General features: G+C 65.0%; 16 protein-coding genes. 15 read left to right on the top strand and 1 reads right to left on the bottom strand.

Annotated elements, in window-relative coordinates; genetic code table 11:
• From CDE01S_RS04390 to CDE01S_RS04380, 3 genes are all read left to right on the top strand, one after another.
• Nucleotides 1-448: methyl-accepting chemotaxis protein (locus tag CDE01S_RS04390; RefSeq protein ID WP_245636106.1), on the top strand; the 448-nt coding region annotated here is incomplete at its 5' end.
• Between the two features lie 8 nt (nucleotides 449-456).
• Nucleotides 457-1131 carry an SDR family oxidoreductase gene (locus CDE01S_RS04385; RefSeq protein WP_066704286.1) on the top strand — a complete coding sequence of 225 codons (675 nt, stop codon included), beginning with the start codon at nucleotides 457-459 and terminating at the stop codon, nucleotides 1129-1131.
• 74 nt (nucleotides 1132-1205) lie between these two features.
• On the top strand, nucleotides 1206-2336 hold the full coding sequence (locus CDE01S_RS04380; protein ID WP_066704283.1) for an acyl-CoA dehydrogenase family protein: 1131 nt from the start codon (nucleotides 1206-1208) through the stop codon (nucleotides 2334-2336).
• Nucleotides 2337-2360: 24 nt separating this feature from the next.
• Here CDE01S_RS04380 and CDE01S_RS04375 read toward each other — a convergent pair whose 3' ends face one another.
• A complete protein-coding gene (locus CDE01S_RS04375; protein WP_066704281.1) occupies nucleotides 2361-2570 on the bottom strand; it encodes a hypothetical protein in 210 nt (69 codons plus the stop codon).
• A 167-nt stretch (nucleotides 2571-2737) separates the two neighbouring features.
• On the opposite strand from CDE01S_RS04375, the gene CDE01S_RS04370 reads away from it, so the two are divergent.
• From CDE01S_RS04370 to CDE01S_RS04315, 12 genes are all read left to right on the top strand, one after another.
• On the top strand, nucleotides 2738-3154 hold the full coding sequence (locus tag CDE01S_RS04370) for a rhodanese-like domain-containing protein (RefSeq protein ID WP_066704278.1): 417 nt from the start codon (nucleotides 2738-2740) through the stop codon (nucleotides 3152-3154).
• Nucleotides 3147-3554, top strand: a complete 408-nt coding sequence (locus tag CDE01S_RS04365) for a YchJ family protein (protein WP_066704275.1) — start codon at nucleotides 3147-3149, stop codon at nucleotides 3552-3554. The genes CDE01S_RS04370 and CDE01S_RS04365 overlap by 8 nt, the downstream gene beginning before the upstream one ends.
• A 64-nt stretch (nucleotides 3555-3618) precedes the next feature.
• Nucleotides 3619-4269 carry an HAD family hydrolase gene (locus CDE01S_RS04360; protein ID WP_066704272.1) on the top strand — a complete coding sequence of 217 codons (651 nt, stop codon included), beginning with the start codon at nucleotides 3619-3621 and terminating at the stop codon, nucleotides 4267-4269.
• A 77-nt stretch (nucleotides 4270-4346) separates the two neighbouring features.
• Nucleotides 4347-5954: a carboxyl transferase domain-containing protein gene (locus CDE01S_RS04355; RefSeq protein WP_066704269.1), complete on the top strand. Its 1608-nt coding sequence runs from the start codon at nucleotides 4347-4349 to the stop codon at nucleotides 5952-5954.
• A gap of 12 nt (nucleotides 5955-5966) precedes the next feature.
• Entirely contained in the window at nucleotides 5967-7970 is a 2004-nt protein-coding gene (locus CDE01S_RS04350) for an acetyl/propionyl/methylcrotonyl-CoA carboxylase subunit alpha (RefSeq protein ID WP_066704266.1), read from the top strand.
• A 36-nt stretch (nucleotides 7971-8006) separates the two neighbouring features.
• A complete protein-coding gene (locus CDE01S_RS04345; protein ID WP_066704263.1) occupies nucleotides 8007-8927 on the top strand; it encodes a 2-hydroxyacid dehydrogenase in 921 nt (306 codons plus the stop codon).
• A 1-nt stretch (nucleotide 8928) separates the two neighbouring features.
• Nucleotides 8929-9834 (top strand): hydroxymethylglutaryl-CoA lyase, encoded by a 906-nt coding sequence (locus CDE01S_RS04340; RefSeq protein WP_066704260.1) that lies wholly within the window; start codon nucleotides 8929-8931, stop codon nucleotides 9832-9834.
• A 5-nt stretch (nucleotides 9835-9839) separates the two neighbouring features.
• Nucleotides 9840-10094, top strand: coding sequence for a DUF1289 domain-containing protein (locus CDE01S_RS04335; protein ID WP_245636105.1), 255 nt, complete (start codon nucleotides 9840-9842; stop codon nucleotides 10092-10094).
• Complete coding sequence (locus CDE01S_RS04330) at nucleotides 10091-10732, top strand: 2-hydroxychromene-2-carboxylate isomerase (protein ID WP_066704257.1); 642 nt, start codon at nucleotides 10091-10093, stop codon at nucleotides 10730-10732. Before CDE01S_RS04335 ends, CDE01S_RS04330 begins: the two co-directional genes overlap by 4 nt.
• Before the next feature lie 132 nt (nucleotides 10733-10864).
• Nucleotides 10865-12514: an MFS transporter gene (locus tag CDE01S_RS04325; RefSeq protein WP_066704254.1), complete on the top strand. Its 1650-nt coding sequence runs from the start codon at nucleotides 10865-10867 to the stop codon at nucleotides 12512-12514.
• Between the two features lie 97 nt (nucleotides 12515-12611).
• A complete protein-coding gene (locus CDE01S_RS04320) occupies nucleotides 12612-12815 on the top strand; it encodes a hypothetical protein (protein ID WP_066704251.1) in 204 nt (67 codons plus the stop codon).
• A 51-nt stretch (nucleotides 12816-12866) separates the two neighbouring features.
• Entirely contained in the window at nucleotides 12867-13292 is a 426-nt protein-coding gene (locus CDE01S_RS04315; protein ID WP_066704248.1) for a hypothetical protein, read from the top strand.
• The last annotated feature ends 13 nt before the right edge of the window (nucleotides 13293-13305 follow it).

Genomic DNA, 13305 nt, shown 5'->3' with positions numbered 1-13305 from the left:
TGGCATCGCCTTCCAGACCAACATCCTGGCCTTGAATGCGGCGGTCGAAGCCGCCCGTGCCGGCGAACAGGGCCGCGGCTTTGCCGTGGTGGCCAGCGAGGTGCGCAGCTTGGCTGGCCGCAGTGCCGAAGCCGCCAAGGAAATCAAGACCCTGATCACCGACAGCGTGGAGCGCGTCGAACAAGGAAGCGCCCTGGTGGACCAGGCGGGCAGCACCATGAGCGAGGTGGTGGCCTCGATCCGCCGCGTGACCGACATCATGGGCGAGATCAGTGCCGCCAGCTCCGAACAGAGTCAGGGTGTGGCGCAGGTGGGTGAAGCAGTGACGCAGATGGACCAGGCCACGCAGCAGAATGCCGCGCTGGTGGAGGAGTCCACCGCTGCCGCCATGAGTCTGCGTGAACAGGCCCAGCACCTGAACCAGCTGGTCGGTACCTTCCGGCTCTGAAAGCGCACATGGCAACGATCCTGGTCATTGGCGCTTCCCGTGGCATTGGCCTGGAGTTTGTGCGGCAATACGCCGAAGCGGGTGAGCGTGTGATTGCCACCGCGCGTGATGCGACCGGGTTGGCGCGCTTGCGCGAGCTCGGCGCCACGGCCCTCAAACTCGACGTGGCCGACCCGGCCAGCATCAGCGGCCTGGCTTGGCAGCTTGATGGCGAAGAGATCGACCTGGCGCTCTACGTGGCCGGCGTCTACAGCACCAGCGGCGCCGACACGCCGCCGACGCAACCCGAGTTTGATCGCATCATGCACACCAATGTGCTGGGCGCCATGCAGGCCATCCCGCAAGTAGCGCCGCTGGTGGCGGCTTCGCGCCAGGGCGGCAAGTTCGCTTTCATCACCAGCGGCATGGGACAGATCGGTGCCGTGGAGTCCAGCTTCGGCTGGACCTACCGCGTCAGCAAGGCGGCACTCAACATGGCGGTGGTCGCCGCGCAGCACGACTACCCGGGGGCCATCCTGGTGGCGCTGTGCCCGGGCTGGGTGCGCACCGACATGGGCGGTGCCGCCGCCCCTTTGTCGGTGCAGGAGAGCGTGGCCGCCATGCGCCGCACCTTGGCCGGCCTGAGGCCGGAGCACAAGGGCGCCTTCCTGCATCACGACGGCCGGCGTTACGACACGTTCTGACGGCCGCGCCGGCGGCAGGGGCATAATTGACGTTGACGTAAACGTCAATTGAACAAGACAAGCGAGACAAGCCCATGCTGCTGACCCAAGACCAGGAAATGATCCGCGACGCGGTGCGCGCGTTTGCCAAACAGGAGTTGTGGCCGAACGCGGCGCGCTGGGACAAGGAACACCATTTCCCGAAAGAGGCGCACCAGGGCCTGGCCGCGCTGGGCGCCTACGGCATCTGCGTGCCGGAAGAATTTGGCGGAGCCAACCTGGATTACCTGACACTGGCGCTGGTGCTGGAAGAGATTGCCGCCGGTGACGGTGGCACCAGCACGGCGATTTCTGTCACCAACTGCCCGGTGAATGCCATCCTCATGCGTTACGGCAACGCGCAGCAGAAGAAGCAGTGGCTCACGCCACTGGCGCAGGGTCAGCTGCTCGGTGCCTTCTGCCTGACCGAGCCGCACGTCGGCTCCGATGCCTCCTCGCTGCGCACCACGGCCGAGAAAGACGGCGACGGGTATGTGATCAACGGCGTCAAGCAGTTCATCACCAGCGGCCAGAACGGCGACGTGGCGATCGTGATTGCCGTCACCGACAAGGGCGCCGGCAAGAAAGGCATGAGCGCCTTCCTGGTGCCGACCGATGCGCCGGGGTATGTGGTGGCGCGGCTGGAAGACAAGCTGGGCCAGCACAGCAGCGACACGGCGCAGATCAATTTCGACAACTGCCGCATTCCGGCCGAGAACCTGATCGGCAACGAGGGCGAGGGCTACAAGATCGCACTCGGCGCCTTGGAAGGCGGACGCATCGGCATTGCGGCGCAAAGCATCGGCATGGCGCGCAGCGCCTTCGAGGTGGCGCTCGACTACGCGAAGCAGCGTGAGAGCTTCGGCCAGCCGATTTTCAACCACCAGGCGGTCGGTTTTCGCCTGGCCGAGTGCGCGACCAAGATCGAAGCGGCGCGCCAGCTGGTCTGGCACGCCGCGGCGTTGCGTGATGCCGGCCGGCCCTGTCTGAAGGAAGCGGCCATGGCCAAGCTGTTTGCCAGCGAGATGGCTGAAGCGGTGTGCAGCACCGCCATCCAGACGCTGGGCGGCTACGGTTATGTGAGCGACTTTCCGGTCGAGCGCATCTACCGCGACGTGCGGGTGTGCCAGATCTATGAAGGCACCAGTGACGTGCAGAAGATCCTGATCCAGCGCGCACTGGCCTGAGCCGCTGGCGCGCTTTGGCTGCCGTCAGACGACGAAGCTGATCAGCCGGCCGGTGGGCTGGCCCATGGTGTTGAGGATGATCTGCATCTGCTCGGCCTTGGCCTGCCGCTTGGCCTGGGCGTCGGCGTAGGGGTCGTAGGTCGAGACGCGGGGCGTCAGCGGCCGGCTGCTCACCAGCCCCTTGACTGCGGTGGAGGCGCCTGCCTGTCTGATGGATCCCACTTCGTTTGCCATGTCTCTGAACTCAAGTCGGCGGCGATGATACTTCAGATGGGAGGCGCGCGCAGTGCGCCTGGTCCGGTGGCTTGAGTCGCGTTCTTGGCGGCCGGCCATGCGACAATTTCAGCCAGCTTCCCGGGCGACCTCATCAGGGCCGCACCTTCCCATTCCGGAGACACACCATGCCCATCACCAAAGGATTCCGCGCCCTCGTCGACGAGGCCATGGCCCAGGTCAAGACCTACACCGTGCCCGAGGTACTGGCCATGCTGGACGATCCGAAAGTGCACATCGTCGACATTCGCGACGTGCGCGAGCTGAAGGACGGCACCGTCACCGGCAGCACCCATGCGCCGCGCTGCATGCTGGAGTTCTGGGTCGATCCCGAGTCGCCGTACCACAAGCCGATGTGGGCCGACGAGAGCAAACACTTCATCCTGTTCTGCGGCGCCGGCTGGCGTAGCGCGCTGGCCACCAAGACGCTGCAGGACATGGGCATGACCAACGTGGCCCACATCGACGGCGGTTTCGCCGAGTGGGTCAAGCAGGGCGGTCCGGTCGAGACGCTGGAAGAGCGCAAGGCGAAGAAGGGTGGCTGACGTGGCGGCCTGTCCCTGCGGGCGGCTTGACGCCGCCGGCCGCGGGCTGCCGTATGCGGACTGCTGTGGCCGCTACGTTGACGATTTTGACGGCACGCCGGCGCCCGATGCCGAGGCGCTGATGCGTTCGCGTTACACGGCCTTCGTGCGGGAGCGGGCCGACTACCTGTTGGCTACCTGGCAAACCAGCAAGCGGCCGTCGCGGGTGAGCTTCGATGCGGGTGCCAAATGGCTGGGGCTGGAGGTACGCAAGCACCGGGTGATCGACGATGGCCATGCCGAGGTCGAGTTCGTGGCCCGGTTGCGCGAGCCGTCCGGCCGCGCCGTGCGCCTGCACGAGCGCAGCCGCTTTGTGCGCGAGGACGGTCGCTGGTATTACGTCGACGGCGATCATCAATGAAATCGATGCCTGGATCTCATGGATACTGCGCTGGCAGCTATCAAATTGATAGTGATTGGGCGTGATGCGGTTTGAGGCAATCCTGTTCGACTGTGATGGCGTGCTGGTGGACTCCGAGCCCATCGTCAACCGCGTGCTGCGCGACATGCTGGCCGAGCGCGGCTGGGAACTGACGGCCGAGGCGTGCTGGTCCATCTTTGTCGGCAAGGCGGTCAAGGACGAGCGGGCCCGCATCGAGCAGCACACCGGCCAGCCGCTGACCGAAGACTGGCTGGCCGGTTTCCGAACCCGGCGCAATGCCGCGCTGGAGGCCGAGCTGACCGTCATCGCCAATGCACAAGCGGCGGTGCATGAGATCCATGCCCGGCATGACGCGCGCATCGCCTGCGCCTCCGGCGCTGACCGCCACAAGGTCGAGCTGCAGTTGCGCAAGGTTGGCCTGCTCGACTACTTTGCCGGCCGCATCTTCAGCGGCCACGAGATGCCGCGCTCCAAACCGCACCCGGACGTTTACCTCGCGGCCGCTGCAGCCCTGGCCGCGCCGCCGCAACGCTGCGCCGTGGTGGAGGACACGCTGACCGGTGTTGCCGCCGGCGTGGCGGCTGGCGCCACGGTGTTCGCCTATGTGCCGCAGGGCGACGCCGAGGTGTTCCGGCGTGCCGGTGCCGTCGAGGTGTTTCGCGACATGGCGGATTTGCCGTCAGTCCTGGGCTGAAATCTGCCACAATTGACGTTTACGTAAACGTCAACTCCGTCCGGTGTGGTGCCGGCGGGTGTTCAGAAAGCACAGCCATGCCGATTCTGGAAAGCAAACTCAACGCCCGTTCGGCCGACTTCCAGGCCAACGCCTCGGCCATGCGCGCCTTGGTGGACGACCTCAACGCCCAGGTGGGCAAGGTAGCCCAAGGTGGCGGCGAGGCGGCACGCGCCAAGCACACGGCCCGCGGCAAGCTGCTGCCGCGCGAACGCGTGCAGCGCCTGCTCGACCCCGGCTCGCCGTTCCTGGAGCTGTCACCGCTGGCGGCCTACGCCATGTACAACGACGAAGCGCCCTGTGCAGGCCTGATCGCCGGTATCGGCCGTGTCAGCGGCGTGGACTGCATGATCGTCTGCAACGACGCCACGGTGAAGGGCGGCACCTATTACCCGATGACGGTGAAAAAACACCTGCGGGCGCAGGAGGTGGCGCAGCAGAACGGCCTGCCCTGCATCTACCTGGTGGACTCGGGCGGCGCCAACCTGCCAAACCAGGATGACGTGTTCCCGGACCGCGACCACTTTGGCCGCATCTTCTACAACCAGGCCAACATGAGCGCGTTGGGCATTGCCCAGATCGCCGTGGTCATGGGTTCGTGTACCGCCGGCGGCGCCTACGTGCCGGCCATGAGCGACGAGGCCATCATCGTCAAGAACCAGGGCACCATCTTCCTCGGCGGCCCGCCGCTGGTGAAGGCGGCCACCGGCGAGGTGGTGACGGCGGAGGACCTGGGCGGCGGCGACGTGCACACGCGCCTGTCCGGCGTGGCCGACCACCTGGCGCAGAATGACCTGCACGCGCTGGCACTGGTGCGTGCTGCGGTCAAGAATTTGAACAAAAACAAGGCCCAGAGCCTTGTCACGGCTGCGCCGCTAGCTCCTAAATTTGCAGCAGAGGAGCTGTATGGCGTGATCCCGATCGACACCCGCAAGCCCTTCGACGTGCGCGAGATCATCGCCCGCATCGTCGACGGCTCGGAGTTCGACGAGTTCAAGGCGCGCTACGGCACCACGCTGGTGTGCGGCTTCGCCCGCATCGAAGGCATGCCGGTGGGCATCGTCGCCAACAACGGCATCCTGTTCAGCGAGTCGGCCCTCAAGGGCGCGCACTTCATCGAGCTGTGCTGCCAGCGCAAGATCCCGCTGGTGTTCCTGCAGAACATCACCGGCTTCATGGTCGGGCGCAAATACGAGAACGAGGGCATTGCGCGCAACGGCGCCAAGATGGTGACGGCGGTGTCCACCGCCCAGGTGCCCAAGTTCACCGTCATCATCGGCGGCTCGTTCGGCGCCGGCAACTACGGCATGTGCGGCCGCGCCTTCAACCCGCGTTTCCTCTGGATGTGGCCGAACGCGCGCATCTCGGTCATGGGCGGCGAGCAGGCCGCCAGCGTGCTGGCTACCGTCAAGCGCGACGGCATTGAGGCCAAGGGCGGCCAGTGGAGCATGGAAGAGGAAGAGGCCTTCAAAGCGCCGATCCGCAACCAGTACGAGGCCCAGGGCCATCCCTACTACGCCACAGCCCGCCTGTGGGACGACGGCGTGATCGACCCGGCCGACACGCGGCGCGTGCTGGCGCTGGGTCTGAGCGCTGCGCTCAATGCGCCAATTCCGGATACCAAGTTCGGCGTGTTCCGGATGTAAGGGGATAAGCACATGTTCAAGAAAATTCTGATTGCGAATCGTGGGGAGATTGCCTGCCGTGTCGCGGCGACTGCGAAGCGCATGGGCATCCGCACCGTGGCGGTTTATTCCGATGCCGATGCCAACGCCAAACACGTCAGCGTGTGCGACGAGGCGGTGCACATCGGCGGCAGCGCGCCAGCCGAGAGCTACCTGCGCTGGGAGCGCATCATCGAAGCGGCCCAGGCCACCGGCGCGCAGGCCATCCACCCGGGCTACGGTTTCCTGAGCGAGAACGAGGCCTTTGCCCAGGCCTGTGCTGCGGCCGGGCTGGTCTTCATCGGCCCGCCCGCCTCCGCCATTCTGGCCATGGGTCTGAAGGCCGAGTCCAAGCGACTGATGGAGAAAGCCGGTGTGCCGCTGGTGCCGGGTTATCACGGCGCGGACCAGGACACCAAACTGCTGCAGCACGAGGCGGACCGCATTGGCTATCCCGTCCTGATCAAGGCCAGTGCGGGCGGCGGCGGCAAGGGCATGCGCGTGGTGGAAAAACGCGAAGACTTCGAGGCCTCGCTGGCGTCGTGCCAGCGCGAGGCGATCAACAGCTTCGGCGACGCGGCAGTGCTGATCGAGAAATACGTGCTGCGGCCGCGCCACATCGAGATCCAGGTGTTCGGCGACACGCAGGGCAACTGTGTCTACCTGTTCGAGCGCGACTGCTCGGTGCAGCGCCGGCATCAGAAGGTGCTGGAGGAAGCGCCGGCGCCTGGCATGACGCCGGAGATGCGCCAGCAGATGGGCCAGGCGGCGGTGGCGGCGGCGCGCGCGGTCAACTACGTCGGTGCCGGCACGGTGGAATTCATCGTCGAGCAGCGCGACGGCAAGATGAATTTCTTCTTCATGGAGATGAACACGCGGCTGCAGGTCGAGCACCCAGTGACAGAAGCCATTACCGGGCTGGACCTGGTGGAGTGGCAGCTGCGTGTGGCCGCCGGTGAGCCGCTGCCCTTGCAGCAGGAGCAACTGAAGATCCACGGCCACGCCATCGAGGCACGCATCTGTGCCGAGAACCCGGACAACCATTTCCTGCCGGCCACCGGCACGCTGCAGGTCTATGGCCTGCCGGCCTGCAGCACGTTCGAACGCAGTGATGTACGCGTTGATTCCGGCGTGCGTGAGGGTGACACCATCAGCCCATTCTACGACTCGATGGTGGCCAAGCTCATCGTGCACGGCGAGACGCGCGAACAGGCGCTGGCCCGGCTCGATGCCGCGCTGGCGGCCACGCGCATCGTCGGCCTGAGCACCAATGTGCAGTTCCTGCGCCATGTGGCGCAGAGCCACTCTTTTGCCGAGGCCGACCTTGATACCGCGTTGATCGTGCGCGAATCGGCCGCGTTGTTCAATCAGGAGAAAGTGGGCTTGCCGCTGGCCGCCGCCAGTGTGGTGGCACACACCCTGCTGCAGGAGCAGGCCAGCGTGACTGCCGCCGGCTGGGTCGACCCCTGGGCGCAGCGCGACGGCTGGCGTTCGCACGGCCTGACGCAGCGTTATTTCGACTTCGAGTTTCATGGCGAGCCGCACACCGCTGTGCTGACTTACGGGCATGACGGCACCTTGCAACTGCAGGCGGGCGAGACAACTGGCCCGTTGCAGATGGCCATGCAGGGCGATGGCATCGACCTGTTGTTCGCCGGCCAGCGCCAGCGTGTGCAGGTGCTGCGCGGCGGCGACGTGGCCCATGTCTTCCTGCCGCAGGGTGCGACGCAGATCACGGTGCTTGATGCGCTGGCCCATGCCGGCGAGACCCAGGCCGAGGGCGGCCGCCTGACGGCGCCAATGCCGGGCAAGGTGGTGTCGTTTGCCGTGTCGGCCGGCGACAAGGTGACCAAGGGCCAGGTGCTGGCGGTGATGGAAGCCATGAAGATGGAGCACACCATTGCCGCGCCAGTTGACGGCGTGGTGGCCGAGCTGCTGTACGCACCGGGCGATCAGGTGGCCGAAGGCGCCGAGCTGCTCAAACTGTCGGCTGCGTGACGCGGCGGCACGCATGGCTGCCTTTAAGCTCGGCGCATGAAGATCTATTTCTGTTGTACCGATTTCAAAGCCGAGCCTTGGCTGGCTGCCTTGCGCGCGGCCCTGCCGCAGGCCGAAGTGGCGGTCTGGGCGCCGGGCGCGCCGCCGGGCGACTACGCCGTGGTCTGGGCGCCGCCGCAGGCGTTTCTCGATGAGCAGCCCGGCCTCAAGGCGCTGTTCAATCTGGGGGCGGGGGTTGATGCCCTGACGCAGCTCAGGGTTCAGCCGGCCACCCAGCTGGTGCGGCTGGACGATGCCGGCATGTCGGTCCAGATGGCCGAGTATGTGGTGCATGCGCTGATCCGCCACTTCCGCGAATTCGATCTTTACGCGCAGGACGTGGCGCAGGGCAAGTGGTCGTTCCGGCGCCCGCGCCTGCGGCAGGATTTCTCCGTCGGCATCATGGGGCTGGGCGTGCTGGGCCAGCGCGTGGCGCGCGCGGTGCAGGCCTTCGAGTTTCCCGTGGTCGGCTGGAGCCGCTCGCCCCGGCAGGTTCATGGCGTGCGGTCTTATGCCGGTGCGGAGCAGTTCGGCGAATTCCTGGCGGAGACGCGGGTACTGGTGTGCCTGTTGCCGCTGACGGCCGAGACCGAGGGCATCCTGAACCGCCAGACGCTGGCGCAGCTGCGGCCCGGTGGCTACCTGATCAACGTGGCGCGCGGCGGACATCTGGTGGAGGAAGACCTGATTCCGTTGCTCGACAACGGTCACCTGGCCGGCGCCACGCTCGACGTGTTCCGCCAGGAACCACTGCCGGCCGGGCACCCGTTCTGGCGCCATCCGAAGATCACCGTCACACCGCACACCGCGGCACGCACGCTGCGCGACGAGAGCGTGGCACAGATCGCCGCCAAGATCGCCCGCCTGGAGCGCGGGGAATCGATTGCCGGTATCGTGGATCCAACAAAAGGCTATTGAAATGAATTTGCCCACCCGAGTCCAACTGATTGACGTCGGTCCGCGCGACGGGCTGCAGAACGAGAAGCAGCCGGTGCCGGCGGCAGTGAAGATCGAGCTGGTGCACCGCCTGCAGAACGCGGGCCTGAAGGAGATCGAAGTCACCAGTTTCGTCAGCCCCAAGTGGGTGCCGCAGATGGGCGACAACGCCGAAGTGATGGCCGGCATCACCCGCCGTGCGGATGTGCGCTATTCGGTGCTGGTGCCGAACCTGAAGGGCTGGGAAGCGGCGGTGGCGTCGAAGCCGGATGAGATCGTGGTGTTCGGCGCCGCCAGCGAAGCCTTCAGCCAGAAGAACATCAACTGCTCGATCGCCGAGAGCATCGAGCGCTTTGCGCCCGTGGTGGCAGCCGCGCGTGCGGCTGGCATCCGTGTGCGCGGTGCCATGAGCTGCACCGTCGGCTGCCCTTACGAGAGCGAGGTGGCGCCCGAGCGGGTGGGCATGTTGGCCAAGCTGATGAAGGACATCGGCGTGCAGCGGGTGGACGTGGCCGACACCATTGGCGTTGGCACGCCGCGCAAGGTGCAGCGCGCCATCGAGGCGACACTGGTCCACTTCGGCCTGGACGATGTCTCCGGTCACTTCCACGATACCTACGGTCAGGCTTTGGCCAACACCTACGCCGCGCTGGAGTTGGGTGTCTGGAATTTCCAGTCCTCCGTGGCTGGCCTGGGCGGCTGCCCCTACGCCAAGGGTGCCACCGGCAATGTGGCGACCGAGGACGTGGTCTACCTGCTGCACGGCTTGAGCATCGAGACCGGCATCGATCTCGATCAGCTGGTGGATGCCGGCAAGTTCATCAGCGACTTCCTTGGGCGCGCACCCGGTTCGCGTGCCGCCACGGCGCTGTTAAACAAGCGCGGGTGATGGTCATGGATGTCATCAATGCTACTGATTCGATAGCGGTTCGCGCAATCAAGGCAAGGGCGATGGCGCAAAACGTGCCTTCGCCCTGTATTTCGGTCTGCAAGATGGACGAGCAGCGCGTCTTGTGTGTCGGCTGTCTGCGTACGCTGCAGGAAATCCGGGACTGGTCGACGATGAATGACGTCGACAAGCGGGAAGTCTGGAGCCGGATCGAGCAACGCGCTGCAGCACAAGAAAGCGCAAGGAGCCTGAGACCGTGAAGCACATCACCTTCTATCTGGATTTCATCTCGCCTTACGCCCATCTGGCCTTCGAGCGGTTGCCCGAGGCGCTGATGGGTCTGAGCTACTCGGTGAGCTACAAGCCGGTGTTGCTGGGGGCGATTCTGAAACACCACGGCCAGCTCGGGCCGGCCGAGGTGCCGGCCAAACGCGACTGGACCTACCGCCATGTGCAGTGGCTGGGGCACCAGCACCAGGTCCCGCTCCAGATGCCCGCGGTGCATCCTTTCAATCCGTTGCCGCTGTTGCGGCTGGCCATCGCCTGTGCCGGCGGGGATGATCCCAACCGCTATGTTTGCGAAACCCTGTTCCATCATGTCTGGCACGGCGGGGCCGATGCGGTCCATGCGCCCCGCTTGCAGCAGTTGCGCGAACAGCTGGCACCGCCGCTCGCGCCGGATGACGAGGCCGTCAAGGCCCGGCTGCGTGACAACACCGAAGCGGCCATTGCCGCCGGCGTGTTCGGTGTGCCCGCCGTGGCCGTGGACGGCAAATTGTTCTGGGGCTTCGACAGTCTGCCGATGCTGCGTCGTTACCTGGAGGGTGACACTTGGTTTGACGGCCCAGGCTGGGATGCCGTGACGAATGTGACGCCGGGCCTGACCCGCCGGCGCTGATTTTTGGGCGCCAAATGGCGCTGGAACTCAGGGTTATCCCCTAAGGTCAATGTAAGAAAGCGGTCAGTGCCGTCTCCAAGAATGCACGCCAGTCCCCTCGTCAGGGGATTCAATTCCTTAAGGAGACATAACATGGCTACACATGCCGCAAGGCCAATGAGCCCCGAAGAGAAGAAGGTGATCTTCGCCTCTTCGCTGGGTACGGTTTTCGAGTGGTACGACTTTTACCTCTACGGTTCGCTCGCAGCCATCATCGCCAAGCAGTTCTTCAGCGGGCTGGATGCCGGTTCGGCCTTCATCTTCGCGCTGCTTGCGTTCGCTGCCGGTTTCATCGTGCGTCCTTTCGGCGCGCTGGTGTTCGGCCGTCTGGGCGACATGATCGGCCGCAAGTACACCTTCCTGGTGACCATCCTGATCATGGGTCTGTCCACGTTCATCGTGGGTATCCTGCCGAACTACGCCACCATCGGCGTGGCCGCGCCGGTGATCCTGATTGCCCTGCGCATGCTGCAAGGCTTGGCGCTCGGCGGTGAGTACGGCGGTGCTGCCACCTATGTGGCCGAGCATGCCCCGATGGGCAAGCGCGGTGCCTACACCTCCTGGATTCAGACCACGGCCACCATGGGCCTGTTCCTGTCCCTGATGGTGATTCTGGGTACCCGTACCATGATCGGTGAAGCTGCCTTCGCCGACTGGGGCTGGCGCGTTCCCTTCATCGTCTCCATCCTGCTGCTGGCCATCTCGGTCTGGATCCGTTTGTCCATGAACGAGTCCCCCGCTTTTGCCAAGATGAAGGCTGAAGGCAAGACCTCCAAGGCACCGCTGTCCGAAGCCTTCGGCCAATGGAAAAACCTGAAGATCGTGATCCTGGCCCTGATCGGCCTGACCGCCGGCCAGGCCGTGGTCTGGTACTCCGGCCAGTTCTATGCCCTGTTCTTCCTGACGCAAGCGCTCAAGGTGGACGGTGCCGCTGCCAACATCTACGTGGCCATCTCCCTGCTGATCGGCACGCCGTTCTTCATCCTGTTCGGCGCCTGGTCCGACAAGATCGGCCGCAAGCCGATCATCATGGCGGGCTGCCTGTTGGCGGTCGTGACCTACTTCCCGGTGTTTGAAGCGCTGACCAAGGCCGCCAACCCTGACCTGTACAAGGCTCAGCAAGCGAGCAAGGTGACCATCACCGCCGACCCGAAAGAGTGCTCGTTCCAGTTCAACCCGACCGGTACCGCCAAATTCACCAGCTCGTGCGACATCGCCAAGCAGGTGCTGGCAGGCGCTTCGGTGAGTTACGACAACATCGTCGGCACCGGCCCCGCCACCATCAAGATTGGCGATCAGGTCATCACCAGCTACACCGCCAAGGGCATTCCGGCTGACGAAGCCAAGAAGCTCGACGGCGAGTTCAAGAAGGCTGTGGCCGAAGCCCTCAAGGCTCACGGCTACCCGGCCAAGGCTGACATGGCCAAGGTGGACAAGGTCATGGTCATTGCCATCCTGACCTACCTCGTGATCCTGGTGACCATGGTGTACGGCCCGATCGCCGCCATGCTGGTGGAGCTGTTCCCGACCCGCATCCGCTACACCTCCATGTCGCTGCCGTATCACATCGGCAACGGCTGGTTCGGCGGCCTGCTGCCCACCACCGCCTTCGCCATCGTGGCGCAGACCGGCAACATGTACAACGGCCTCTGGTACCCGATCATCATTGCCGGCATGACTTTTGTCATCGGCATGCTGTTCGTCCGTGAAACCAAGGACGTGGACATCTACGCCAACGACTGAGGCCTTGTGCTTCAATCAGCCTCCCGGTCCGGCTCGCCGGATCCGGGTGGTCAACAGGCCCTCCAGAAGAGGGCCTTTTTTTTAAAGGAAAAAAATCATGTGGAAAATCATCATCGGCTTCATCATCTTTGCCGTCCTGGCCATGTTTGTGATCATGAAAGGCGGCGATAAGCTGGACATGGGTGGCGAGAAGCACGGCGAAGATCCGACGCATGCCCCGGCTGCTGCGCCGGCAACTTCGGCACCGGCCCCCGCCCCGGCGGCCACGCCTGCCGAGCCGGCTGCCAGCGCTGCCAAGTAAGATGGTGTCCTGAGGAGACAATGACGGCCATCAAGGCCGCACACCATCGCCATGAAATACTCAAAAACTGAGGTCGGGCAGCAGGCGTTCAAGCAGCGTTCTCCGCTGCTGTCGGCGCGGCAGCGCTCGGCCTTCATTTTGTTTGATGGAACCAAAACCCTGGACCAGGTGCTGGCCGCTACGGCCGGTCTTGGCGTGACGCAAGCCGACGTGGACCACATGCTGGCGGAAGGGCTTCTGGCCGTGAGCGAGCCGCAGCCTGCTGCGGCCAGTGCGCGAACACCCCAGGTGCGTTATGCCGAGGCCTGGCCGATCGCCACCCGGCTGACCGCATCCCTCGGCCTGCGCGGCTTCAAACTCAATCTGGCGGTGGAAGCGGCCAGTGGTTACGACGAGCTGTTGGCGCTGCTGCCCAAGATCCAGGAGGTACTCGGGCCGAAAGCCTGCCAGGAGCTGGAGCAGGCCCTCAAGGGCTGACGCCTCGGGCGGG

Origin of the sequence: Curvibacter delicatus NBRC 14919, from assembly GCF_001592265.1 — a bacterium.
GTDB classification, from domain to species: domain Bacteria; phylum Pseudomonadota; class Gammaproteobacteria; order Burkholderiales; family Burkholderiaceae_C; genus Hylemonella; species Hylemonella delicata.
This window is presented reverse-complemented; position numbering and strand designations above follow the sequence as displayed.

Bases quoted from the DNA above. Each gene is read 5' to 3' on its own strand.
- CDE01S_RS04385 (WP_066704286.1), top strand. From the start codon at position 457: ATGGCAACGATCCTGGTCATTGGCGCTTCCCGTGGCATTGGCCTGGAG.
- CDE01S_RS04380 (WP_066704283.1), top strand. From the start codon at position 1,206: ATGCTGCTGACCCAAGACCAGGAAATGATCCGCGACGCGGTGCGCGCG.
- CDE01S_RS04375 (WP_066704281.1), bottom strand. From the start codon at position 2,570: ATGGCAAACGAAGTGGGATCCATCAGACAGGCAGGCGCCTCCACCGCA.
- CDE01S_RS04370 (WP_066704278.1), top strand. From the start codon at position 2,738: ATGCCCATCACCAAAGGATTCCGCGCCCTCGTCGACGAGGCCATGGCC.
- CDE01S_RS04360 (WP_066704272.1), top strand. From the start codon at position 3,619: ATGCGGTTTGAGGCAATCCTGTTCGACTGTGATGGCGTGCTGGTGGAC.
- CDE01S_RS04355 (WP_066704269.1), top strand. From the start codon at position 4,347: ATGCCGATTCTGGAAAGCAAACTCAACGCCCGTTCGGCCGACTTCCAG.
- CDE01S_RS04350 (WP_066704266.1), top strand. From the start codon at position 5,967: ATGTTCAAGAAAATTCTGATTGCGAATCGTGGGGAGATTGCCTGCCGT.
- CDE01S_RS04345 (WP_066704263.1), top strand. From the start codon at position 8,007: ATGAAGATCTATTTCTGTTGTACCGATTTCAAAGCCGAGCCTTGGCTG.
- CDE01S_RS04340 (WP_066704260.1), top strand. From the start codon at position 8,929: ATGAATTTGCCCACCCGAGTCCAACTGATTGACGTCGGTCCGCGCGAC.
- CDE01S_RS04335 (WP_245636105.1), top strand. From the start codon at position 9,840: ATGGATGTCATCAATGCTACTGATTCGATAGCGGTTCGCGCAATCAAG.
- CDE01S_RS04325 (WP_066704254.1), top strand. From the start codon at position 10,865: ATGGCTACACATGCCGCAAGGCCAATGAGCCCCGAAGAGAAGAAGGTG.
- CDE01S_RS04320 (WP_066704251.1), top strand. From the start codon at position 12,612: ATGTGGAAAATCATCATCGGCTTCATCATCTTTGCCGTCCTGGCCATG.
- CDE01S_RS04315 (WP_066704248.1), top strand. From the start codon at position 12,867: ATGAAATACTCAAAAACTGAGGTCGGGCAGCAGGCGTTCAAGCAGCGT.